The 21,524-nt window shown below is 71.0% G+C and carries 17 protein-coding genes and 1 pseudogene; 4 read left to right on the top strand and 14 right to left on the bottom strand.

Annotated elements, in window-relative coordinates:
* Positions 1-38: 38 nt before the first annotated feature.
* Positions 39-1,328, bottom strand: a complete 1,290-nt coding sequence (locus tag ABH923_RS16765) for a class I SAM-dependent RNA methyltransferase (RefSeq protein ID WP_370056527.1) — start codon at positions 1,326-1,328, stop codon at positions 39-41.
* A 24-nt stretch (positions 1,329-1,352) separates the two neighbouring features.
* Between ABH923_RS16765 and ABH923_RS16760 the strand changes: the two genes are divergently transcribed.
* Both ABH923_RS16760 and ABH923_RS16755 read left to right on the top strand, forming a co-directional pair.
* The gene (locus tag ABH923_RS16760; RefSeq protein WP_370057383.1) at positions 1,353-1,988 is read left to right on the top strand and encodes a nucleoside triphosphate pyrophosphatase; all 636 of its coding nucleotides are present in this window, start codon (positions 1,353-1,355) and stop codon (positions 1,986-1,988) included.
* 122 nt (positions 1,989-2,110) lie between these two features.
* Positions 2,111-3,872: pseudogene (locus ABH923_RS16755) on the top strand (biotin carboxylase N-terminal domain-containing protein).
* Positions 3,873-3,996: 124 nt separating this feature from the next.
* Here the strand turns inward: ABH923_RS16755 and ABH923_RS16750 are convergent.
* From ABH923_RS16750 to ABH923_RS16735, 4 genes are all read right to left on the bottom strand, one after another.
* Entirely contained in the window at positions 3,997-4,785 is a 789-nt protein-coding gene (locus ABH923_RS16750) for a type IV toxin-antitoxin system AbiEi family antitoxin domain-containing protein (RefSeq protein ID WP_370056525.1), read from the bottom strand.
* Positions 4,786-4,982: 197 nt separating this feature from the next.
* Positions 4,983-6,317, bottom strand: a complete 1,335-nt coding sequence (locus ABH923_RS16745; protein WP_370056524.1) for a hypothetical protein — start codon at positions 6,315-6,317, stop codon at positions 4,983-4,985.
* A gap of 115 nt (positions 6,318-6,432) precedes the next feature.
* Positions 6,433-8,307: a cation:proton antiporter gene (locus ABH923_RS16740; protein WP_370056523.1), complete on the bottom strand. Its 1,875-nt coding sequence runs from the start codon at positions 8,305-8,307 to the stop codon at positions 6,433-6,435.
* Between the two features lie 15 nt (positions 8,308-8,322).
* A complete protein-coding gene (locus tag ABH923_RS16735; RefSeq protein WP_370056522.1) occupies positions 8,323-9,759 on the bottom strand; it encodes an NAD(P)H-quinone dehydrogenase in 1,437 nt (478 codons plus the stop codon).
* 85 nt (positions 9,760-9,844) lie between these two features.
* On the opposite strand from ABH923_RS16735, the gene ABH923_RS16730 reads away from it, so the two are divergent.
* Positions 9,845-10,678, top strand: a complete 834-nt coding sequence (locus ABH923_RS16730) for a purine-nucleoside phosphorylase (protein ID WP_370056521.1) — start codon at positions 9,845-9,847, stop codon at positions 10,676-10,678.
* Positions 10,675-12,375 carry a phospho-sugar mutase gene (locus tag ABH923_RS16725; RefSeq protein ID WP_370056520.1) on the top strand — a complete coding sequence of 567 codons (1,701 nt, stop codon included), beginning with the start codon at positions 10,675-10,677 and terminating at the stop codon, positions 12,373-12,375. Before ABH923_RS16730 ends, ABH923_RS16725 begins: the two co-directional genes overlap by 4 nt.
* 70 nt (positions 12,376-12,445) lie before the next feature.
* Here ABH923_RS16725 and ABH923_RS16720 read toward each other — a convergent pair whose 3' ends face one another.
* The 9 genes from ABH923_RS16720 to ABH923_RS16680 all read right to left on the bottom strand — a co-directional run bounded on the left by ABH923_RS16720 (position 12,446) and on the right by ABH923_RS16680 (position 21,487).
* The gene (locus tag ABH923_RS16720; RefSeq protein WP_370056519.1) at positions 12,446-12,718 is read right to left on the bottom strand and encodes a PTS sugar transporter subunit IIB; all 273 of its coding nucleotides are present in this window, start codon (positions 12,716-12,718) and stop codon (positions 12,446-12,448) included.
* Between the two features lie 13 nt (positions 12,719-12,731).
* The gene (locus tag ABH923_RS16715) at positions 12,732-13,193 is read right to left on the bottom strand and encodes a PTS sugar transporter subunit IIA (RefSeq protein WP_370056518.1); all 462 of its coding nucleotides are present in this window, start codon (positions 13,191-13,193) and stop codon (positions 12,732-12,734) included.
* A 24-nt stretch (positions 13,194-13,217) separates the two neighbouring features.
* Positions 13,218-14,339, bottom strand: a complete 1,122-nt coding sequence (locus tag ABH923_RS16710; RefSeq protein WP_370056517.1) for an adenosine deaminase — start codon at positions 14,337-14,339, stop codon at positions 13,218-13,220.
* A gap of 14 nt (positions 14,340-14,353) precedes the next feature.
* A complete protein-coding gene (locus tag ABH923_RS16705) occupies positions 14,354-15,658 on the bottom strand; it encodes a thymidine phosphorylase (protein ID WP_370056516.1) in 1,305 nt (434 codons plus the stop codon).
* Positions 15,659-15,723: 65 nt separating this feature from the next.
* Positions 15,724-16,158 carry a cytidine deaminase gene (locus ABH923_RS16700; RefSeq protein WP_370056515.1) on the bottom strand — a complete coding sequence of 145 codons (435 nt, stop codon included), beginning with the start codon at positions 16,156-16,158 and terminating at the stop codon, positions 15,724-15,726.
* Positions 16,155-17,450 (bottom strand): ABC transporter permease, encoded by a 1,296-nt coding sequence (locus ABH923_RS16695; protein ID WP_370056514.1) that lies wholly within the window; start codon positions 17,448-17,450, stop codon positions 16,155-16,157. The genes ABH923_RS16700 and ABH923_RS16695 overlap by 4 nt, the downstream gene beginning before the upstream one ends.
* Complete coding sequence (locus ABH923_RS16690; protein ID WP_370056513.1) at positions 17,447-18,775, bottom strand: ABC transporter permease; 1,329 nt, start codon at positions 18,773-18,775, stop codon at positions 17,447-17,449. Before ABH923_RS16690 ends, ABH923_RS16695 begins: the two co-directional genes overlap by 4 nt.
* The gene (locus ABH923_RS16685) at positions 18,772-20,310 is read right to left on the bottom strand and encodes an ABC transporter ATP-binding protein (protein WP_370056512.1); all 1,539 of its coding nucleotides are present in this window, start codon (positions 20,308-20,310) and stop codon (positions 18,772-18,774) included. The genes ABH923_RS16690 and ABH923_RS16685 overlap by 4 nt, the downstream gene beginning before the upstream one ends.
* 94 nt (positions 20,311-20,404) lie before the next feature.
* Positions 20,405-21,487, bottom strand: a complete 1,083-nt coding sequence (locus ABH923_RS16680) for a BMP family protein (RefSeq protein ID WP_370056511.1) — start codon at positions 21,485-21,487, stop codon at positions 20,405-20,407.
* Between the last annotated feature and the right edge of the window lie 37 nt (positions 21,488-21,524).

Here is a 21,524-nt window from a genome sequence, read left to right as displayed (position 1 = left end):
TGACCATCGTAGTGCGCGGGTGCAGGTATTCCGGCCGATCACGGAGTCAGCGTGGCGACGGCCTCCACATGGTGGGTGTTCGGGAACAGGTCGAAGGCCCGCAGCGTGCGCAGCGGGTAGCCGCGCTCGGCGAAGTAGGCGACGTCGCGCGCCAGCGCGACGGGGTCGCATGCGACGTAGACGATCTGGGCCGGGCGCATCGCGGCGACGGCCTCGACGACCTCCCGGCCGGCGCCCGAACGCGGCGGATCGAGCACGACGGTGGCCGCACGCAGCCGGGCCCGCTCGGCCGCGGTGGCCTCCGCGGCCAGTCCGGAGACGAAGCGCTCCACCCGGGCGGTCACGGCACTCGCGCCGACCCACTCGGCCAGGTTCTCCGCGGCGTCGTCGGTCGCGGCCTCGTCGGCCTCCACCGAGGTGATGCGCAGCGTGGAGCCGAACCGGTCGCCCAGCGCCGCGGCGAGGAGGCCGACACCGCCGTAGAGGTCGAGGTTCGCCGCGCGCGGGTCGAACAGCGCCTCGTCCACCGCGGAGCGGACGGCCTCCGTGAGCGTCGCCGCGGCCTGACGGTGCACCTGCCAGAAGCCGCGCGCGTCGAGCCGGAACTCCCGCTCGCCCACCCGCTCGCGGATCGGCACCGGGCGGCGGCGCGGCCGGACCAGCCGCTTGCCGCGCCGCTCGGGGAGGTCGTTGACCAGCACGTGGGTCGCGCCGCTGCCGGTCGCGACGACGTCGACGGACTCCGCGCCCGGGAAGCGCTGGCCGAACGGGGTCGACTCCTCGACGGCCGCCGTCGCCAGCGGGAGGTCGGAGACCGGGACGATGGTGTGGCTGCGGGCGGCGTACGGCCCGATCGCGCCGTCCTCGCCGACCTGGAGCCTGACGCGCGTGCGCCACCCGGTGCCGTCCTCGGTCTCGCCCGCCACGGCCTCCACGACGGGGCCGGAGCCCGCGCCGAGCGCCTCGATGGCGGCGGCGTCGAGCTTCGCCGTGCGCTGGAGGGCGTCCACGATCACGCGCCGCTTGAGCTCGCGCTGGTGGTCGAGCCGGATGTGGCCGAACTCCGCGCCGCCCGCCCGCTGCTCCGGCGCGCGCTCGACGGACGCCGCGCCCCAGACGTGCTCCTGCCGCTCGGCCGCGGGCTCAACGACCTCCAGCAGCTCAGCACGCCAGAACCGGTCGTGCGCCTGGTCGGCGATCCGCGCGCGGACCCGCTCCCCGGGGATGGTGTCGGGCACGAAGACCACGCGGCCCTCGTGGCGGGCGACGAACACGCCGCCGTGCGCGACGTTGATAATGTCGAGTTCGACCTCGTCCTTCTGGGGCATCCTTCGAGCATCCCACAGGTGACCATGCGCCTCTACCTCGCCTCCACCTCCCCCGCCCGCCTCGCGCTGCTGCGCGCCGCCGGCGTCGAACCGATCGTGGTGCCCTCGCACGTGGACGAGCCGGCGGCCGTCGCGGCGGCGGAGGCCGAGCACGGACCGCTGTCGCCGCAGGCGATGGTGCAGCTGCTCGCGCGGCTCAAAGCGGAGGCCGTGCGTGGCACGCTCGACGGCGAGCCGATCGACGGCCTGATCCTCGGCGGCGACTCCGCGTTCGCGATCGACGGGCACATCCACGGCAAGCCGCACCTCCCGGAGGTCGCGCGCGAGCGCTGGCTGCAGCAGCGCGGCCGCACCGGAATGCTCCATTCGGGGCACTGGCTGATCGACCACCGCGACGGGCGCGAGAACGGCGCGGTCGGTGCGGCGGCGGTCGCCGCTGTCACCTTCGCCGACGTCTCCGACGCCGAGATCGACGCGTACGTGGCGAGCGGCGAGCCGCTGGAGGTCGCAGGCGCGTTCACCATCGACAGCCTCGGCGGCCCGTTCATCACCCGCGTCGAGGGCGACCCGAGCACCGTCGTCGGGCTGTCGCTCTCGACGCTGCGCGACCTGGTACGCCGGCTGGGCGTCGAGTGGACGGAGCTGTGGAACCGGGCGTGATCCCGGATCCGCTGTCACGTCTCGACGTCACTGTCATTTGTCGACTCTCTGAAGCTCCGTCCATGCATTTTTGTGGGGATCGTCCAAAAGCTGGTCGTGCTCCCGGCATAGGCTAGGGAATTGTGCCCCGTATCTCGAAGGTCCTCATCGCCAACCGCGGCGAGATCGCCGTCCGCGTCATCCGTGCTGCGAAAGACAGCGGGATCGGCTCCGTCGCCGTCTACGCCGACCAGGATCGCGACGCCCTCCACGTGCGGCTCGCCGACGAGGCGTACGCCCTCGAGGGCACGACCAGCGCCGAGACCTACCTGGTCATCGACAAGATCCTCTCGGTCGCGCGCCGCTCCGGCTCCGACGCAGTCCACCCCGGCTACGGCTTCCTGGCCGAGAACGCCGACTTCGCCCGCGCGGTCATCGCGGCCGGCCTGACCTGGATCGGCCCGTCCCCGGAGGCCATCGAGCGCCTCGGCGACAAGGTGTCGGCCCGCCACGTCGCCGAGAAGGTCGGCGCGCCGCTCGCCCCCGGCACCCTCAACCCGGTCGCCGACGCGGCCGAGGTGCTCGACTTCGTGGACCAGTACGGCCTCCCGGTCGCCATCAAGGCGGCGTTCGGCGGCGGCGGTCGCGGCCTCAAGGTCGCCCGCACCCGCGACGAGGTCGCCGAGCTCTTCGACTCCGCCACCCGCGAGGCCATCGCCGCGTTCGGTCGCGGCGAGTGCTTCGTGGAGAAGTACCTCGACCAGCCGCGCCACGTCGAGACGCAGTGCCTCGCGGACGCCTACGGCAACGTCGTCGTGGTCTCCACCCGCGACTGCTCGCTGCAGCGCCGCCACCAGAAGCTGGTGGAGGAGGCGCCCGCACCGTTCCTCACGCCGGAGCAGCTCGACAAGCTCTACAGCGCATCCAAGGCCATCCTCAAGGAGGTCGGCTACCAGGGCGCAGGCACCTGCGAGTTCCTGATCGGCAAGGACGGCACGGTGTCCTTCCTGGAGGTCAACACCCGTCTCCAGGTCGAGCACCCGGTCTCCGAGGAGGTCACCGGCATCGACCTCGTGCGCGAGCAGTTCCGCCTCGCCGAGGGCGGCGAGCTCGACTACGCCGACCCGACGCCGCGCGGCCACTCCTTCGAGTTCCGCATCAACGGCGAGGACGCCGGCCGCAACTTCATCCCCTCCCCCGGCCCCCGTGCACGTCTTCAAGGCGCCGGGCGGCCCCGGTGTCCGCGTGGACAGCGGCATCCAGGCGGGCGACGTCATCTCCGGCGCGTTCGACTCCATGCTCGCCAAGCTCATCGTGACCGGCGCCAACCGCGAGGAGGCACTGGAGCGGTCCCGCCGCGCCCTGGACGAGTTCGAGGTCGCCGGCCTGCCGACCGTGCTGCCCTTCCACCGCGCGATCGTGCGCGACCCGGCCTTCGCCCCGCAGGACGGCGAGCCGTTCTCGATCTACACCCGCTGGATCGAGACCGAGTGGGCGGGCGGCGTCGAGCCGTGGTCGGGCGAGCTGGGCGAGACCCCCGCGGAGCGCCGCAGCAACGTCGTGGTCGAGGTCGAGGGCAAGCGCATCGAGGTGTCGCTGCCCGCGCGCCTGCTCACCGGCGGCGGCCCGGCGGAGGCCGCGGCTCCCGCCCCGCGCCGCCGCTCCGGCGCGCACGCGGTGGACACCGCGACCGGCGACTCGGTGACCGCGCCGATGCAGGCCACCGTCGTGAAGGTCGCAGTCGCCGATGGCGACGAGGTCGTCAAGGGCGACCTGGTGCTGGTGCTGGAGGCCATGAAGATGGAGCAGTCCCTCACCGCCCACAAGGACGGCACCATCGCCGGCATCAACGCCACCGTCGGCGACACCGTCTCCTCCGGCCACCTCCTCCTCAACATCGTCTGATCCGGCCCCCTCCCCTCTGCTAGTAACGGAGGAGATCCCCCCACCTCGGGCCCCGATCTCCTCCGTCAGCTGCCTTTCGGGGTGCTTCACGCCCTGATCTCCTCCGTTGCCAACACGGCCTCGATCATGGAAACGACCACATCCGCGTCGGCGAGCACATCCCGCGCAGGGAATCGCAGCCGCCGCGCCCGAGGAGCGCGAGTGCGGTGTCGCGCGTCCGGTCCCGCTCGAACGCCTCCCTGTTGCGGTGGAACGCGAAGCCGTCGATCTCGACGTACAGCACACCGTCAACGCGAGCGTCCACGCGCCCCACGCCCGGGACGGCGACCTGCTGTTCGACGACGTGCCCGCGCGCGGTCAGCCGCTGGCGGAGGATGGACTCCACGCCGGAGTCCGAGCCCGGGCGCGCACACGCCGCCACCGCGCGGGCAGCCGCGGGGCTCTGCGCGAACATGCCCCGCAGCCCGAGCATGGTCACCAGGCGCGCCGCGAGCGCGGTGTCGAGGACGGCGACGGCGGTCTCCTCGTCCGCGCAGTCGACCACCGAGCGCAGACAGTCCGCCAGCGACACCCGCCACAGGTCGGCGTCGTCGTCGTGCGCCTCCCAATGACGCACCGCGTCGTCGGCCGTGCGACCGGCATGCGGGTGCACGCGGAGATGGAGCCGCCCGTCCTGGCCTCCCCACAGTCCGTAGCTCCGCGCGGCGGACACGCACGACAACCTCCCACCTCCCGCCAGGGCCGCTCGACCCTCGGCGGGCAGCCCCGGAAGCGCGTAGACACCGCGGCGCGGCCGGATCAGACGTCCTTCCTCCACCGCCGCCGTCAGCACCCGATCGCCGACTCCTGCCTTCCGCAGCTCCTGCCGTGTCACCGCTCCGCCCCGTTCACGGAGCACCCTCTGCCAACTCATGCCTCCACCCTGTGGCTCCTCGAGGCACGGACCGCGGGCCAGCCGGAATCTGTGGAGAACTGCTCGCGAGGTCGCGGTTGTGAGGGGAGGACATCCACCTCGACACGCCCGGGAATGGCAGTCAGCGGAGGAGATCGGGGGGCGGGAGGGGTAGATGTCCTCCGTTGGCTGCAGGGGCCGGGCGAGTGGGCGGCGGGTTAGGGGGTGGACATGAGGTTGCGGAGGTGGGCGAGGAAGACCTGTTCGACTCCGTCGGTGCCGGGGGCGCCGCGCAGGAAGTGCGCCCAGTGGTCGTAGACGGCCATCGACTCGGCGGCGATGCCTGGGAAGTCCGGGTCGTAGCCTCCCGCGTACGTCGCCGATTGCAGCAGCTCGTCGCTCGGGATGTACCCGGGGATCTCGTTCGAGTACGCCAGGAACCAGACCCCGGCCGAGCCGCCGTTCTCCTGGCGGATGTCGACGGCGAACCCGGAGACGACCTCACCACCGCAGAACAGCAGGACGAGCGGCTCGTCCCCGCCGATGGTCCAGCGCTGGACGGGCAGCGGCACCGTCTGCTCCAGGTTCGCGAGCGGCGTCGCGTCGATGAGCTGGGTCATCCGGAGGGCGTGCCGGCGCTCATAGCCGACGACCGCCGCGTTCGCGCTGCGCGCCGCGTACTCCGCGCGGACGGCCGCCACGTTGGCCAGGGTCAGCGTCACGTCGAGCGGGAGCGTCACCTCGCCGTAGCAGGAGGTCATCGGCCCGGTCAGCGCCCGTCCCTGCTGCGCGATCGCGTTCACCACGGTGGCGCCGAGGTCGTCCCCGAACGTGTCCACATCGGCGAACCCCGCTGTCGAGGTCGGGTTCTGGTCGCCGGCCGGCCCCGTCATGAACTGGGCGAGGCAGCCCGGCCACTGGGCCTCGATCGCGTCGATCGCCGGGCCCGGGTAGTCCGGGTCGAAGAGGGTCTGGATACCGCCCGCGACAGGGTGCGCGCCGTACCCGAACAGCACGGCGCGCGGCGTGCCGTCGCCCGCGCGCGCGACGAGGCACGGCACGTCGCGCTCGACGTACGGGAGCCCCTCCCGGTTGAACGAGAAGTCCTCGTCGAGCACGAAGTAGTCGAGCGTGCACGGCGTGCCAGGCGCTGCCTTCGTCTGGGCGACGAGCGTCGTGATGGTCGCGACGAGCCACGTCGTGTAGGTGTCCACCGACGTGAGGTTCTGGAGGTCGTAGGCGATGAACGGGTCCAGGCCCTCGCTGAGCACCGGGCCGTTGTGCGTGTGGGTGGCAGTCAGCACGAAGTCCTCCGGCGGGATGCCCAGCCCGGTGACCGCCGTGCGGATCTGCTGGTGCGTGTCCCTCCGGAAGCCCAGGACGTCGACGGTCACCAGCACGTGCGGCACGGCGCCGTCGTAGAGGATGGTGCAGCGCGCGTAGAGCGCCCGGTTGGTGCCCGTGGCGAGGCGCGGCGAGTCCACGCCGTAGCCGGCCATCGGATAGCCGGCACTCGGCGTGATGTCGATCTTGCCTGTCGAGACGGAAAACATGGAGCGCCCCCTCTGCTCCCGTCGTCCGGCCCGATCCGGTCGGCGGCGAACCACAGCGTAGAACCGGCACGGAAGCCTCGGCAACGCTTGTATTTCCGCGGCGCCCCGGGCACGGTCAGCCGGTAGCCTCGGTGGGGTCGCCCTTCAGGTCGATGCTGATCTCGTCGGCGTCGAGGTTGCTGAGGGCGCCGGCGAGCACGTCGGCGCTGAAGGTGCCGTCGTCGCGGGCGTCGAGCAGCGCGTCGCGCTGGGCCCGGATGCGCTTGAGCCGCGCGGTCTTGTGCTGTTTGAACGCCTCTGGAGTCCGCTCCGTGGTCTCCGGCATCGGCACCGCCTGCCCCGCCTCGTGCAGCAGCTCCAGCAGCCTCCCGCGCTCCTCCTTCTCGGCCTGAGGGTCGGAGGCCGTCGGCTTCACCAGGCGCAGCGCCAGACCGAGCGTCCCGCCCTGCAGCAGCAGCGAGCCCGCCGCGACCAGGAAGGCGATGAGCACGAGCACCGAGCGGCCCGGCGTGTTCGACGGGAGGCTCTGCGCGGCCGCGACGGTGACCGCTCCGCGCATCCCGGCCCAGACCACGATGGAGCCCTCGCGCCAGCCGAGCGGCGTCCCCGTGAAGTAGTCGATGTCGGCCAGCACCCGCCGAAGGCGCGTACCGAACCGCGTGATGTTCTCGACCGTCCAGGCCCGCTGCCGCTGGCGCTGCCGCCGGATCAGCCGGCCGCGCCAGCCCGAGGGCGTCGCGAGCCGGTCGCGCGTGGCACCCGCGGCCTCCTGGACTCCCGCCACCTTCGCCACCTCCGCGTGCGCGGCGACGGGGTCGGCAGCCAGCACGTCCGCGTGCCCCTCCGGGTCGTCCGCCGGGTCGACTCCCTCCGGCAGCGCGGGCATCGCATCGGGCGGAGGCGGCCCCTGCTCCAGCAGCCGCCGCGCGGCCTCCGGGTCCTCCAGGCGCTCCTGCAGCTTGGTCAGCGCCGGCCGCATCCGCTCGCGCCGGCGCCCTCGCCGCGCCAGCAACGCCAGCAGCGGCGCCACGAACGCGGCCCGCACGAGCAGCGTGAGCAGCAGCGCGGCCGCCGCGATGCCGATCGCCGGCAGCACGCCGGAGTGGTCGTTCTGCACCTTCTGGACGATGCCGAACAGCTCCAGCCCCATCGTCAGGAAGATCATGCCCTCCAGCACGAGCTCGACCGTCCGCCAGTTCTGGGTGTCGGACAGCCGATGCTCCGGCGACAGCACCCGCGGCGCGCGGCTGCCGGTGATCAGGCCGGCGACCACCGCGGCGACGAGCCCGGACGCGCCCAGCGCCTCGGCCGGGATGGAGGCCAGGAACGGCACCGTGAACGAGAGCACGGTGTTGACCGTCGCGTCCTTCACCCGCGCCCGCACGATCAGGTTCACTCGACCGACGATCCATCCGAACACGACGGCGACGACCACCGAGTAGAGGAACGACAGGGTCACGGCGCCGAGGGTGAACGAGGCCACCGCCGCGGCCGCGATCGCCGCCCGCAGCAGCACCAGCGCGGTGGCGTCGTTGAGCAGGCTCTCGCCCTCCAGGATGGCGACGACGCGCGGCGAGACCCCTGCACGCTTGACGATCCCGGTCGCGACCGCGTCGGTCGGGCTCACGATCGCGCCGAGCGCTACGCCCCACCCCAGCCCCAGGCCCGGGATGACCCAGGCGAAGAAGATCCCGAGCAGGACGGAGCTCACGATCACGAGCACCACGGAGAGGCCGCCGATCGCGCCGAACTCCCGCCGGAAGTTCATCGACGGCATCGACACCGACGCCGAGTAGAGCAGCGGCGGCAGCACGCCCGCGATGATCCACTCGGGCTGCACCTCCAGCACCGGCACGAACGGCAGGAAGGAGACCAGGATGCCGACGACGACGAGGATGAGCGGCGAGGCCACCCCGAAGCGCTGCCCGTAGACGGCGGCGGCCGCGATGATCAGCACGGCGAGGACGCCGACGACCAGGACCTCCTCCACGCCTCGGCCTCCCGCCTAGAGCACGATGTGCATCGCCCGCGCGGCGTCCGAGATCGATCCGGAGAGCGACGGGTACACCGTGAACGCTCTCGCCACCTGGTCCACCGTCAACCGGTGCTCCACCGCGAGCGCGAGCGGGAAGATCAGCTCGGAGGCCCGCGGCGCGACGATCACGCCGCCGATCACAGTACCCGAACCGGTCCGCGCGAACAGCTTCACGAAGCCGTCGCGGATGCCCAGCATCTTGGCGCGCGGGTTGGACTTCAGCGGGAGCTTGTAGATGTCGCCCTGCGCGATGCCGTCCTCGATCTGCTTCTGGTTCCAGCCGACCGTCGCGATCTCCGGCTGGGTGAAGATGTTGGACGTCACATTGCGCAGCTCGATCGGGTTCACCGCGTCGCCCATCGCGTGGAAGACGGCGGTGCGCCCCTGCATGGAGGCGACGGAGGCCAGCGGCAGCAGGTCGGAGCAGTCCCCGGCCGCGTAGATGTTCGGGATGGAGGTGCGCGCGACCCTGTTGACCCGGATGTGGCCGGACGGCGTGAGCTGGACTCCGGCCTCCTCCAGGCCGATGCCTGCGGTGTTCGGGATCGAGCCGACCGCCATCAGACAGTGGCTGCCCTCCACGGTGCGGCCGTCGGTCAGCGTCGCCACGACGCCGTTCTCGGTGCGGACCACCGACTCGGCGCGCGACTTGGACAGCACCTGCATGCCGTTGCGCCGGAAGACGTTCTCGATGACGCTCGCGGCGTCGGCGTCCTCGCCGGGGAGGACCTGGTCGCGCGACGAGATGAGCGTGACCTTCGAGCCGAGCGCGGTGTACGCGGACGCGAACTCCGCGCCGGTGACGCCCGAGCCGACCACGATCAGGTGCTCGGGAACCGTCGAGAGGTCGTAGAGCTGGGTCCAGGTGAGGATCCGCTCCCCGTCCGGCACGGCGGAGGACAGGATGCGCGGGCTCGCGCCGACCGCGATCACGATCGTGTCGGCCTCCACCCGGTCGAAGTCGGTGCCGGAGTCGCCCGTGCCGGTCGAGACGATGATCGCGCCGTCGCCGTCGAGGCGGCCTTCGCCGGTGATGATGCGCACGCCGGAGCGGACGAGCTCGGCGCGCATGTCCTCGGACTGCTGGCGGGCGAGGCCCATCAGGCGCTTGTTGACCGCGGCGAGGTTGACCGCGATCTCCGGGCGGACGGGCTTGCCGCCCTCGCCGCGCGAGAAGAACTGCACGCCGAGGTCGGTCGCCTCCGCGATCGAGTTGGTCGCCTCTGCGGTCGCGATGAGGCTCTTGGAGGGCACGACGTCGGTGATGACCGCCGAGCCTCCGACTCCCGAGCGCTCGACGATCGTGACGTCCGCGCCGAGCTGCGCGCCGGCGAGCGCCGCCTCGTAACCGCCGGGTCCTCCGCCGAGGACGGCGATGCGCTGCTTGCGCTCGAATTCATAGGCCATGCCCCTTATTCTTCCGTATCCCGGTACACGGATGCGCACCCCCGCCGACGCTGTACCGCGGGGTGCCGCTCAGTAGAGTTGGCTCATGCTCGAAACCACCCAGAACCCGCTCGACGACCCCTCGACCGACCCGTTCGAGGTCGCCAGGGAAGCGGCGCGCCAGCTCGCCGAGAAGACCGGCGTCGAGAAGCACGACATCGCCCTCACCCTCGGCAGCGGCTGGGGCAAGGCCGCCGACCTGATCGGCGAGACCGTCGCCGTCATCCCGGCCCACGAGATCCTCGGCTTCAGCAAGCCCGCGCTGGAGGGCCACGCCGGCACCCTGCGCTCGCTCCGCCTCGCGAACGGCAAGCACGCGCTCGTCATCGGCGCGCGCACCCACTACTACGAAGGCCACGGCGTCCGCCGGGTCGTGCACAGCGTCCGCACCGCCGCGGCCGCCGGCGCGACCACGATGGTCCTCACCAACGGCGCGGGCGGCATCAAGGAGCACTGGAAGCCGGGCACGCCCGTCCTGATCAGCGACCACATCAACCTGACGGCGGACTCCCCGCTGGAGGGCGCCACCTTCATCGACCTCACCGACCTCTACTCGACGAGACTGCGCGAGCTCGCGAAGAGCATCGACCCGAGCCTCGACGAAGGCGTGTACACGCAGTTCCGCGGGCCGCACTACGAGACCCCGGCCGAGGTGCAGATGGCCAAGGCGATCGGCGGCCACATCGTCGGCATGTCGACCGCGCTGGAGGCCATCGCCGCCCGCCAGGCAGGCATGGAGATCCTCGGCATGTCGCTGGTCACCAACCTCGCCGCGGGCATCCAGAAGACCCCGCTCAGCCACCAGGAGGTCATCGAGGCCGGCCGGGAGGCCGAGCCGGTGATCAGCGCCCTGCTGGCCCGGATCGTGGAGGCACTGTGACCCCACAGGACACGCCTCGGCTCCTCGAGGACGCACGCGCCTGGCTCGCGCAGGACCCCGACCCGGAGACCCGCGCCGAGCTGGACTCGCTGATCGTGGCCGCCGAGGCGGGCTCTGCGGAGGCCGTCGACGACCTCCACGCGCGCTTCGACACCCGGCTGGAGTTCGGCACCGCCGGCCTCCGCGGCGAGATCGCGGCCGGACCCAACCGGATGAACCGCGTGCTGGTCTCCCAGGCGGCGGCCGGGTTCGCGCACTGGCTGCTGGCGCACGCCGAGGGTGAGCAGCCCTCTGTGGTGATCGGGTACGACGGCCGCAAGAACTCCGACGTCTTCGCCCGCGACACCGCCGAACTGATGGCGGGCGCCGGTGTGCGCGCCGTCCTGCTCCCCCGGCTGCTGCCGACCCCGGTGCTGGCGTTCGCCGTGCGGCACCTCGGCGTCAGTGCAGGCGTCATGGTCACGGCGAGCCACAACCCGCCGCGGGACAACGGCTACAAGGTGTACTTGGGCGGCGAGAACCACGGTTCGCAGATCGTCTCGCCCACGGACGCGGAGATCGAGGCGCGCATCCTGGAGGTCGCGCGCGGCGACATCGACGACCTCCCGCGCTCGGAGCAGTTCGAGATCGCGTCGGGCGATGTGGAGGCCGCCTACATCGAGGCCACCGCCGCCGTCGCGACCACGACCGCCCCGCGCGCCGCCGTCACGTTCGCGTATACCGCCATGCACGGCGTCGGCTGGCGCACGGCGGAGGCCGTGTTCGAGCGTGTCGGCTTCTCCACGCCCGTCGTGGTGACCGAGCAGCGCGACCCCGACCCGACCTTCCCGACCGTGTCGTTCCCGAACCCCGAGGAACCGGGAGCGATGGACCTGTCCTACGCGACCGGACGCGCGGCAGGCGTGGACCTGATCATCGCGAACGACCCGGACGCCGACCGGCTGGCCGTCGCCATCCCGGACGATTCGGCCGACGGCTTCCGCCGCTTGAGCGGCAACGAGGTCGGCGCCCTGCTCGGCTGGCGCGCCGCGGACCTCGCCGAGCGCACGTCGACCGCCGGGGCCGCCTTCGGCGCCCTCGCCTGCTCGATCGTCTCGTCGCCGGCCCTGGCGGCCGTCGCCGCCGCCTACCACCTCGACTTCGCCGACACCCTCACCGGGTTCAAGTGGGTGTCCCGCGCCCCCGGCCTGATCTACGGCTTCGAGGAGGCGCTCGGCTACCTCGTCAACCCGCAGACCATCCGCGACAAGGACGGCATCTCGGCCGCGACGGCGTTCCTCGACCTCGCGAACGAGCTCGCCGCCTCCGGCCGGACGATCGCGGACCACCTGGACGCGTTCGCGGAGCGTTTCGGCTACTTCGCCAGCGACCAGATCTCGATCCGGGTCACCGACCTGTCCCGCATCGGCGAGATCATGGCCGCGCTGCGCTCGACCCCGCCGAGCAGCCTCGGCGAGGTCGCCGTCGACCACATCGACGACCTCCGCGACGGCTTCGGCGCGCTCCCGCCGAGCGACGTGCTGCGCATCGTCCTCGCGGACGGCTCGCGCGTCATGGTCCGCCCCAGCGGCACCGAGCCGAAGCTGAAGATCTACATCGACGCGTCCAGCGACGAGGGAGACGTGGCGGCGCGCCGCGCCACCGCGACGGCACGCGTAGCCGCCCTCGCCACCGCGATGCGCGCGCTCACGGAATAGGCGGCCGCCCTTTCGTCACGAATGTCGACTTTCGCGCCGCGATCGTCGACATTCGTGACGAATGCGTGGGTCAGCCCAGCGCTTCGTCGAGCTTCTGCTCCAGCTCGTCGAGGTCGAAGTAGTTCTGCACCACGATCACGTCGGCGTTGGTCGGCCCGATGCGGTCGACCAGCTCCGGCGACGTGAGGATGATCTGCGCGTCGCTCGACGCGGAGGCCACGCTCGCGATGTCGGCCGCAGTCACGTCGGCGTCGAGGCCGAGGCGGTCGAGCACGCGCTCGGCGTTGACTTTGAGGATGCCGGAGGTGCCGATCCCTGCCCCGCAGATCGCGACGATCTTCACAGCGTCGTACCCATCACCGCGCGGCTTCCTCTTCGCTGAGCGTGAGGATGCGCTGCACCTCCGCGACGTCGCCCGCGGCGGCCAGCGCCGGGATCGCGTCCGGGTCGTTGAAGACGTTCGCCAGCTCGGCGACGCTGGAAACGTGTCCCTCCGGCGACGTCACCGCGAGGCCGATCACGACGGACACCGGGTCGTTGTGCGGGTGGCCGAACACCACCGGCTCGTCGAGCGTGACCACGGACAGCCCGTCGCGGACCACGTCCGGCCCCGGCCGCGCGTGCGCCAGGGCGAGGCCGGGTGCGATCACGATGTACGCGCCGAATTCCTCGATCACCTGGATCATCCGCGCGCCGTACGACTCCTCCGTCGCGCCGGAGCGCGCCAGCGCCTCCCCCGCGAGCTCGACCGCGTCGCGCCAGTCGGCCGCGTGGGCTCCGACGGTCACAGCGGTGGCGGGCAACGGTGGCAGCGGCATGGGTCCAGCGTACGCGTCAACGGGTCAGGAACCCTCGAAACCTGCTGTGATGATCTCGGCCAGTTCCTCACGCTGCTCGACGGGGAGGAAGGCCCCAGCCGCGGCGTTGAGCTGGAAGATCTCCAGGTCCGTGAGGTCGTACGAGAAGGCGTCGGCGAGGATGCTGAGCTCGCGCGTCAGCGTCGTGCCGCTCATCAGCCGGTTGTCGGTGTTGACCGTGACCCGGAAGCCGAGCTGATACAGCAGGTCGAACGGGTGGTCGAGGATGTCGTCGCCCCACGCCGCGATCGCGCCGGTCTGCAGGTTGGAGGTCGGGCTGGTCTCCAGCGCGATCTCGCGGTCCTTGACCCACTGCGAGAGGGTCCCCAGTGTCACGTAGGTGTTCTCGTCGTCCTGGCGCTCGATCGTGATGTCCTCGGCGAGGCGCACACCGTGGCCGAGGCGCAGGGCGCGTCCGTCGAGGAGGGCGCTGCGGATGCTGTCGAGCCCGTCCGCCTCCCCCGCGTGCACGGTGGCAGGGAAGAACTCCGACGCGAGGTAGTCGAACGCCGCCCGGTGGTTCGCGGGAGGGAAGCCCGCCTCGGGCCCGGCGATGTCGAAGCCGACGGCGCCGCGGTCGCGGTGGCGCACGGCCAGCTCGGCGATCTCCAGGCTGCGGTCGGTGTGGCGCATGGCGCTGACGAGCTGGCCCACGCGGATACGGCCACCGGCGGCGCGCACGTCCTCGATGCCCTGCTCCAGCCCCTCCTGCACGGCCTCCACGGTCTCGTCGAGGGTGAGGCCGCGGGTGAGGTGCTGCTCGGGCGCCCAGCGGATCTCGCCGTACACGACGCCGTCGGCGCCGAGGTCCTGCACGAACTCGCGGGCGACGCGGCTGAGGCCCTCACGGGTCTGCATGACGGCGGTCGTGATGTCGAAGGTCTTGAGGTACTCGACCAGCGAGCCCGAGTTGGACTTCTCGGCGAACCAGGCGCCGAGCGTCACCGGGTCGTCGGCCGGGAGCTGGAGGCCGATGCCGTCCGCGAGCTCCAGCACCGTCGACGGCCGCAGGCCGCCGTCCAGGTGGTCGTGCAGGGACACCTTGGGCAGCGCCCCGATGTCGGTCCCGTCGGCGAGCGTGTAGCTGCTGTTCTCGTTCAAGCTCATGGGTCTCAATCTATCTAGGCGATGCGCTCGGCGACGAGGGGGGTGCGGGTGAAGGGGGTGCCGAGGGGCGCGAGGCGGTAGGCGCCCTCGAGGGCCTCGAGGGCGCGCTCGAAGCGGGCGGGCTCGTCGGCGGACAGCGTGAAGAGCGGCTGGCCCGCGCGCACCTCGTCGCCCGGCTTGGCGTGCAGGTCGACGCCGGCGGCGTGCTGCACGGGGTCCTGCTTGCGGGCGCGGCCCGCGCCGAGCCGCCAGGCGGCGATGCCGAACGGGAGCGCCTGCTGCTCAACGAGCACCCCGTCCGACTCTGCGACGACGGTGTGCGTCTCGCGGGCGACGGGCAGCGCCGCGTCCGGGTCGCCGCCCTGCGCTCGCACGGTCTCCCGCCACTTGTCCATCGCGCGGCCGTCCTGCAGCGCGGCCTCCACGTCGGCGTCCGGCTGCCCGGCGAGCGCCAGCATCTCGCGGGCGAGCGCCACGGTCAGCTCGACGATGTCGGCGGGACCTCCGCCGGCGAGCACCTCGACCGACTCGCGCACCTCGTTGGCGTTGCCGATGGCGAGGCCGAGCGGCACGTTCATGTCGGTGAGGAGGGCGGAGGTCGCGACGCCCGCGTCCTTGCCGAGCTCCACCATGGTGCGGGCGAGCTCGCGGGACTTGTCGATGTCCTTGAGGAAGGCCCCGGAGCCGAACTTGACGTCGAGCACCAGGGCGCCGGTGCCCTCGGCGATCTTCTTGGACATGATCGAGGACGCGATGAGCGGGATGGCCTCCACGGTCCCCGTGATGTCGCGCAGCGCGTACAGCTTGCCGTCGGCGGGCGCGAGCCCGGAGCCGGCGGCGCAGATCACGCCGCCCGGGCCGCGGAGCTGGGCGAGCATCTCCTCGTTGCTGAGGTTCGCGCGCCAGCCCGGGATGCTCTCCAGCTTGTCGAGCGTGCCTCCGGTGTGGCCGAGTCCGCGGCCGGAGAGCTGCGGCACCGCGACGCCGAACGACGCCACCAGGGGCATCAGCGGCAGGGTGATCTTGTCGCCGACCCCGCCGGTGGAGTGCTTGTCGGCGGTCGGCTTGCCGAGGCCGGAGAAGTCCATCCGCTCGCCCGACGCGATCATCGCCAGTGTGAGGTCCCGGATCTCGCGACGCGTCATCCCGTTCAGGAAGATCGCCATCGTCATGGCCGCCATCTGCTCGTCGCCGACGTAGCCGCGCGTGTACGCGTCGACCAGCCAGTCGATCTCCGGCGTGGTCAGCTCGCCACGGTCGCGCTTGGTGTGGATCAGGTCGACGGCGTCGAACGCCTCGACCCCTGCTGCGGTGCTCACGAAGATGTAACCCTCTTGCTCGGTGGTCGTTCGGTCGGTGGTCGTTCGGTCGGTGGTCGTTTCGGTCAGTCGGCGTCGCGCTCGGCGGCGCCGTGCTCCTCCGCGTAGGCAGCGAGCTGGCGCGGCCCGAACGCGTCGGGCAGCACCTCGTCGATGGTCCGGATGCCGGAGACCGTCTCCAGCAGCATCCCCTCGGCCGAGTGCTCGTAGAGGAGCTGGCGGCAGCGGCCGCACGGCATCAGTGTGTCGCCGTCGCCGTTCACGCAGGTGAACGCGACGAGCCGCCCTCCCCCGGTCATCGCGAGCGACGACACGAGGCCGCACTCGGCGCACAGGGTCACGCCGTAGCTGGCGTTCTCGACGTTGCAGCCGCTCACGATGCGGCCGTCGTCGACCAGCGCCGCGGCGCCGACCGGGAACTGCGAGTACGGCACGTAGGCGTGCGTCATCGCCTCGTTCGCCGCGGCGCGCAGGGCCGGCCAGTCGATGGCGTCGGTCATGACTTGATGTACGGCTTGCCCGACGCCGCAGGCCCACGGGACTGCCCGACCAGACCGGCCACCGCGAAGATGGTCACCAGGTAGGGCAGCATGCGCAGGAACTCGCTCGGGATCGGCGCGTGCAGCAGGCCGAGGAGGCTCTGCAGCGCACCCGCGAAGCCGAACAGCAGCGCCGCGAGCGTCGCCCGGATCGGGTCCCAGCGTCCGAAGATCACCGCAGCGAGTGCGATATAGCCGAGGCCGCTCGTCATGTCCTTCACGAAGCCGCCGACGCCGCCGATCGTGAAGTACGCCCCGCCGAAGCCGGCGATCGCGCCCGCGATGATGACGGTCCAGAACCGCGTGGAGTTCACCTTGATGCCGACGGTGTCCGCCGCCTTCGGGTGCTCGCCCACCGCGCGGACCCGGAGGCCCCAGCGGGTGTGGAACAGGAAGAAGTACACGCCGGCGACGGCCACGTACATCACGTAGACGATCAGGGTCTGGTTGAACAGCACGGGTCCGATGACCGGGATCTGGCTGAGCAGCGGGATCGGCAGGTTCGGCAAGGTGGGCGGCAGGTTGAACGCAGCGGTGTTGTTCGCCATGACGGCCGTGTAGAAGAAGCCCGTCACTCCGGACACCAGCACGTTCAGCACGATGCCGACGATCACCTGGTCGACCAGGTACTTGATCGAGAAGGCGGCGAGGATGAACGACACGATCATGCCGGCCACGGCCGCGCCGATCAGGCCGACCACCACCGAGTGGGTGATCGTCGCGAGCATCGCCGACGTGAAGGCGCCGCCGAGCAGCTGGCCCTCGATCGCCACGTTGACCACGCCGACCCGCTCGGAGAGCACACCGCCCATCGCGCCGTAGATGATCGGCACGCTGAGGCCGAGGGCCCCCGCGAGGAGTCCGGCCACGGGGACCGTGCCGTCGCCGACCGACCAGGTGATGAAGCCGACCAGCAGCGCCACCGCGAAGATCGCGCTCAGCCAGAGCGGGACGCTCCGGCCGCGGGCGACCAGGACGAACGCGACCGCCGTGATGACGAGCGCGATCACGGTGACCACGATCCCGGTCGCGATGGCAGGGATCGCCACGTTCGGGACCGTGAAGAAGTCGCCCTTCGTGCTGAACGTGTAGACCGTGGTCCCCGAGCGCGGGAACACCAGGAAGAGCAGGATCGCGATCACGCTGAACACCGCGAAGACAATCGGCAGGCGCCAGTGGCGGACGACCACGCGCGCGGTCTCGCCGTCGGCCAGCGCCGGGGCGGAGGCAGGGGGCTGGGTGATGACGGTCATCGTGCGACCGCTCCCTTCGTGCGGGTCGCCGAGCGGCGACGGCGCGGTGCGCTGCCCGGGGCGGGCAGCCGGAAGATGGCGCGCACCAGCGGCGGTGCGGCGATGAACAGCACGGTGACCGACTGGATGATCGCGATGACCTCGACGGGGACGTTGTCCGCGGCCTGCATCGCGAACCCACCGGCCTGGAACGCGCCGATGAGGATGCCGGCGACCAGCACCCCGAACGGCCGGGACCGGCCGAGAAGCGCGACCGTGATGGCCGAGAACCCGATGCCCGCGTCGATGTCGCTGCCGAAGCCGGTCGTGATCTGGCCGAGCACCTGGGTGGCGCCGGCGAGGCCGACGAGGGCGCCGGAGATGACCATCGCCCAGACGTAGATCGAGCGGACCGACATGCCGGCGACGCGCGCCGCGTTCGGGTTCTCGCCGACCGCGCGGAAGCGGAAGCCGAGGCTCGAGCGCTCCAGCAGCCACCAGACGGCGATGGTCGCGAGCACCACCAGGATGATGCCGATGTCCAACGAGTAATTGCTCCCGAACAGTTTCGGGAACACCGCCGTCGGCAGGGTCGGTGGTGTGCGCGGGTCGTTGGCGCCGGGGGCGCGGAGGAACGACGTCGTGAGCAGGTAGCTGAGCAGGTTGAGCGCGATGTAGTTGAGCATGATCGTCACGATCACCTCGTGCGCGCCCGTGTAGGCCTTCAGCACACCGGCGATTGCCGCCCAGATCGCGCCACCGACGAGGCCGGCGATCACCGCGATCAGCAGGTGGATGCCCGGGGGCATCGGCAGCTTGAAGCCGACCAGGCCCGCGAACAGCGCAGCGATGAGCATCTGCCCCTGGCCACCGATGTTGAACAGGCCGACCCGGAAGCTGAGGGCGACGCCGAGGCCGGCCGCGATCAGCGGCGTGGCGAAGGTGAGCGTCGTCGACAGCGACTGGATGCCGGTGGCGAAGTCGGGCGCGTGCGTGTTGTAGATCGCACCCTGGAACAGCGCGGCGTAGGCGCCGCCGACCGCGTTGGCGATGGCGGCGAACGTGTCGCCGGGCCGCGCGAAGAAGTAGCCGAGCGCCTGCTGCACCTGCTGGTTCGTCAAGGCGATGAACACGCCGCCGACGACGAGCGCGACGATGACCGCGCAGATCGAGAGCACGACGCTCCCCGACGCGATCTCGCGCAGGATGCGATGGGTCTTGGAGATCTCCGGCGCCGGCGGCTCGGTGGCGCGCTGCTCCTCCGGGATCTGGTCGAGTGCCGGAGCGTCGACGGGGGTCTCCCCGACGGCGGCCTCGACGTCGGCAGTGGGCATCTGGTCGCTCATGCGGAGGCTCCTTCGGCGTCGACGAGGTATTCGGCCGGCGGGGCCTCGCCCGTCATCATCAGGCCGAGGATCTCGCGCGGCGTCGACGCCGGGACGATCCCGACGATGCCGCCGCGGTACATGACGGCGATCCGGTCGCCGAGCGAGACGATCTCGTCCAGCTCGGTGGAGACGACGATGACAGGCACGCCCGAGTCGCGGGCGGCGATGATCTGCTCGTGGACGAACTCGATCGACCCGACGTCCAGGCCGCGGGTCGGCTGGGCCGCCACGAACAGCCGCAGCTCGCGGCTGAGCTCGCGGGCGAGCACGACCTTCTGCTGGTTGCCGCCGGAGAGCCGGCCGACGTGGGTGGTGATCCCCTGGGCGCGGACGTCGAACTCCTTCGTCTTCTCCTCCGCGAACGTGTCGCGGAACTTGAGCTGGAGGTTGGAGCCCTTGACGAACGGGCGGCGGTTCGAGCGGTCGAGCATCAGGTTCTCGGCGATCGTGAACTCGGCGACGAGCCCGTCGACGTTGCGGTCCTCCGGGACGAACCCGACGCCGGCGTCGAGCACCTTCCGCACCGACAGGCCGAGGATCTCCTTGCCGTCCAGCTCGACCGAGCCGGCCACGCGCTTCTGCAGGCCGAGGAGGGCCTCCGTCAGCTCGGTCTGGCCGTTGCCCTGCACACCGGCGATGGCGAGGACCTCGCCGCCGCGGACCTCGAAGTTGAGGTTGTCGACGAGGACGATGCCCGCCGGGTCGGAGACCGTGAGGTCGCGCACGCGCAGGCTGTTCTCGGTGAGCGTCGGCGCCTCCTTGTGGACGCTCAGCTCGACGCTGCGGCCGACCATGAGCGACGCCAGCTCGGCGTTGGAGGCCGTGGGCTGGGCCTCGCCGACCACCTTGCCGAGGCGCATGACGGTGATGCGGGTCGCGACCTCGCGCACCTCGCGCAGCTTGTGGGTGATGAAGACGATGCCGGTGCCGCTCTCGGCGAGCTGGCGCATGATCGTCATCAGCTCGTCGGTCTCCTGCGGCGTCAGCACAGCCGTCGGCTCGTCGAAGACGAGGACCTTGGCGTCGCGGGAGAGCGCCTTGATGATCTCCACGCGCTGCTGCACGCCGACCGGGAGGTCCTCGACCAGAGCGTCCGGGTCGAGGTCGAAGCCGAAGCGTGCCGAGATCTCGCGCACCTTCGCGCGGGCGGCGTTCAGGTCGAGGCGGCCGCCGAACGTGGTCTGTTCGTGGCCGAGCATGACGTTCTCGGCGACGGTGAAGACAGGGATGAGCATGAAGTGCTGGTGGACCATTCCGATGCCCGCCTTCATGGCGTCACCGGGTCCGGCGAAGTCCTGGACGACGTCGTCCAGGAGGATCTCGCCCTCGTCGGCCTGGTAGAGGCCGTAGAGGACGTTCATGAGGGTCGACTTGCCTGCGCCGTTCTCGCCGAGCAGACAGTGGATCTCGCCGGGTTCGACCGTCAGGTCGATGTGATCGTTGGCGACCAGCGCGCCGAAGCGTTTGGTGATACCGCGGAGTTCGAGTTTCATGTGGGGGGCCTTGTGGGTGTCGGGCTGTGCGTCGGCCATGACGGACGAGGTTGGGAGGCCGGCACAAGGCCGGCCTCCCGGGGTGTCGCTGGGATTACTCCGAGAACGCCGACGGCGACTCGACCTTGATCGAACCGTCGATGATGCCGGCCTTGATCTTGTCGAGCTCGCCCTGCAGGCCGGAGTCGACCTTCGAGGCGAAGTCGTGGAACGGAGCGATGCCGACGCCGTTGTTCTTCAGCGTGCCGACGTACTGCGAGTTGTCGAACTTGCTGCCGGAGGCGGCCTGCTGCACGATCGTCGAGACGGTCGGCTTGATGTTCTTCATGATCGAGGTGAGGAACAGGCTGTTGTAGCCGTTCTGGTCGGTCAGGAAGACGTCGGCGTCGTTACCGATCAGGGCGACGTTCTTGCCGCCGTCCTTGATCGCCGAGGCGGCGCCCTGGTAGATCGGGCCGCCGATCGGGGCGAGCACGTCGGCGTTCTGGCCGAGCATGGTCTGCGCGATCGTCTTGGACGTGTTCAGGTCGACGAAGCTGTTGACGAACTGGCCGTCCTGCGACGCGACGTCCCAGCCGATGACCTTCTTCGTGGCGCCCTTCTGCTGGTTGTAGTACTTCACGCCGTCCGAGATGCCGTCCATGAAGATGGTGACCGAGGGCAGCTTCTGGCCGCCGTAGGTGCCGATCACGCCGGTCTTCGAGTAGCTCGCCGAGGCGTAGCCGGCCAGGAAGCCGGCCTCGTCGGTGTTGAAGACGACGGGCTTGACGTTGTCCGCCTTGATGCTGTTGTCATCGACCATCACGAAGTTGACCTTCGGGTTCTCCGCGGAGGCCTGCTTGACGGGCGCGACGAGGTTGAAGCCGGAGGCGACGATGATGTTGCAGCCCTGCTGGATCAGGCTCTTGATGTTGGGAAGGTAGTCGTTGGCGCTCTTCGACTGGACCGACTTGTACGAGCTGCCGATCTTCTGAGCGGCCTCCTGGACGCCCTCCAGACCGAGCTGGTTGAACGAGCGGTCGTTGAAGCCGCCCTGGTCGGAGACGATGCAGGGCAGGTACTTCGAGTTCGCTGCGGTGCTGGTCGACGTGGGCGCCGAACCGCAGGCTGCGAGCAGCGCGACGACGCCGGCTGCGACAAGGCCGGTGAGGGCGGCCTTACGGGCTGTGATTGTCAAGGTTTTGTCCTCCAAGATGCAGTGCCCGCTCGGGTGC

It is taken from the genome of Leifsonia sp. EB41 (assembly GCF_041262565.1).
Classification (GTDB): domain Bacteria; phylum Actinomycetota; class Actinomycetes; order Actinomycetales; family Microbacteriaceae; genus Leifsonia.
This window is presented reverse-complemented; position numbering and strand designations above follow the sequence as displayed.

What these genes read in the sequence shown, in the direction of transcription:
- ABH923_RS16695 (WP_370056514.1), bottom strand. Translation starts at nt 17,450, where the DNA reads ATGACCGTCATCACCCAGCCCCCTGCCTCCGCCCCGGCGCTGGCCGAC.
- ABH923_RS16685 (WP_370056512.1), bottom strand. Translation starts at nt 20,310, where the DNA reads ATGAAACTCGAACTCCGCGGTATCACCAAACGCTTCGGCGCGCTGGTC.
- ABH923_RS16735 (WP_370056522.1), bottom strand. Translation starts at nt 9,759, where the DNA reads ATGGCCTATGAATTCGAGCGCAAGCAGCGCATCGCCGTCCTCGGCGGA.
- ABH923_RS16760 (WP_370057383.1), top strand. Translation starts at nt 1,353, where the DNA reads ATGCGCCTCTACCTCGCCTCCACCTCCCCCGCCCGCCTCGCGCTGCTG.
- ABH923_RS16745 (WP_370056524.1), bottom strand. Translation starts at nt 6,317, where the DNA reads ATGTTTTCCGTCTCGACAGGCAAGATCGACATCACGCCGAGTGCCGGC.
- ABH923_RS16700 (WP_370056515.1), bottom strand. Translation starts at nt 16,158, where the DNA reads ATGACCGACGCCATCGACTGGCCGGCCCTGCGCGCCGCGGCGAACGAG.
- ABH923_RS16710 (WP_370056517.1), bottom strand. Translation starts at nt 14,339, where the DNA reads ATGAGCTTGAACGAGAACAGCAGCTACACGCTCGCCGACGGGACCGAC.
- ABH923_RS16765 (WP_370056527.1), bottom strand. Translation starts at nt 1,328, where the DNA reads ATGCCCCAGAAGGACGAGGTCGAACTCGACATTATCAACGTCGCGCAC.
- ABH923_RS16730 (WP_370056521.1), top strand. Translation starts at nt 9,845, where the DNA reads ATGCTCGAAACCACCCAGAACCCGCTCGACGACCCCTCGACCGACCCG.
- ABH923_RS16750 (WP_370056525.1), bottom strand. Translation starts at nt 4,785, where the DNA reads ATGAGTTGGCAGAGGGTGCTCCGTGAACGGGGCGGAGCGGTGACACGG.
- ABH923_RS16715 (WP_370056518.1), bottom strand. Translation starts at nt 13,193, where the DNA reads ATGCCGCTGCCACCGTTGCCCGCCACCGCTGTGACCGTCGGAGCCCAC.
- ABH923_RS16690 (WP_370056513.1), bottom strand. Translation starts at nt 18,775, where the DNA reads ATGAGCGACCAGATGCCCACTGCCGACGTCGAGGCCGCCGTCGGGGAG.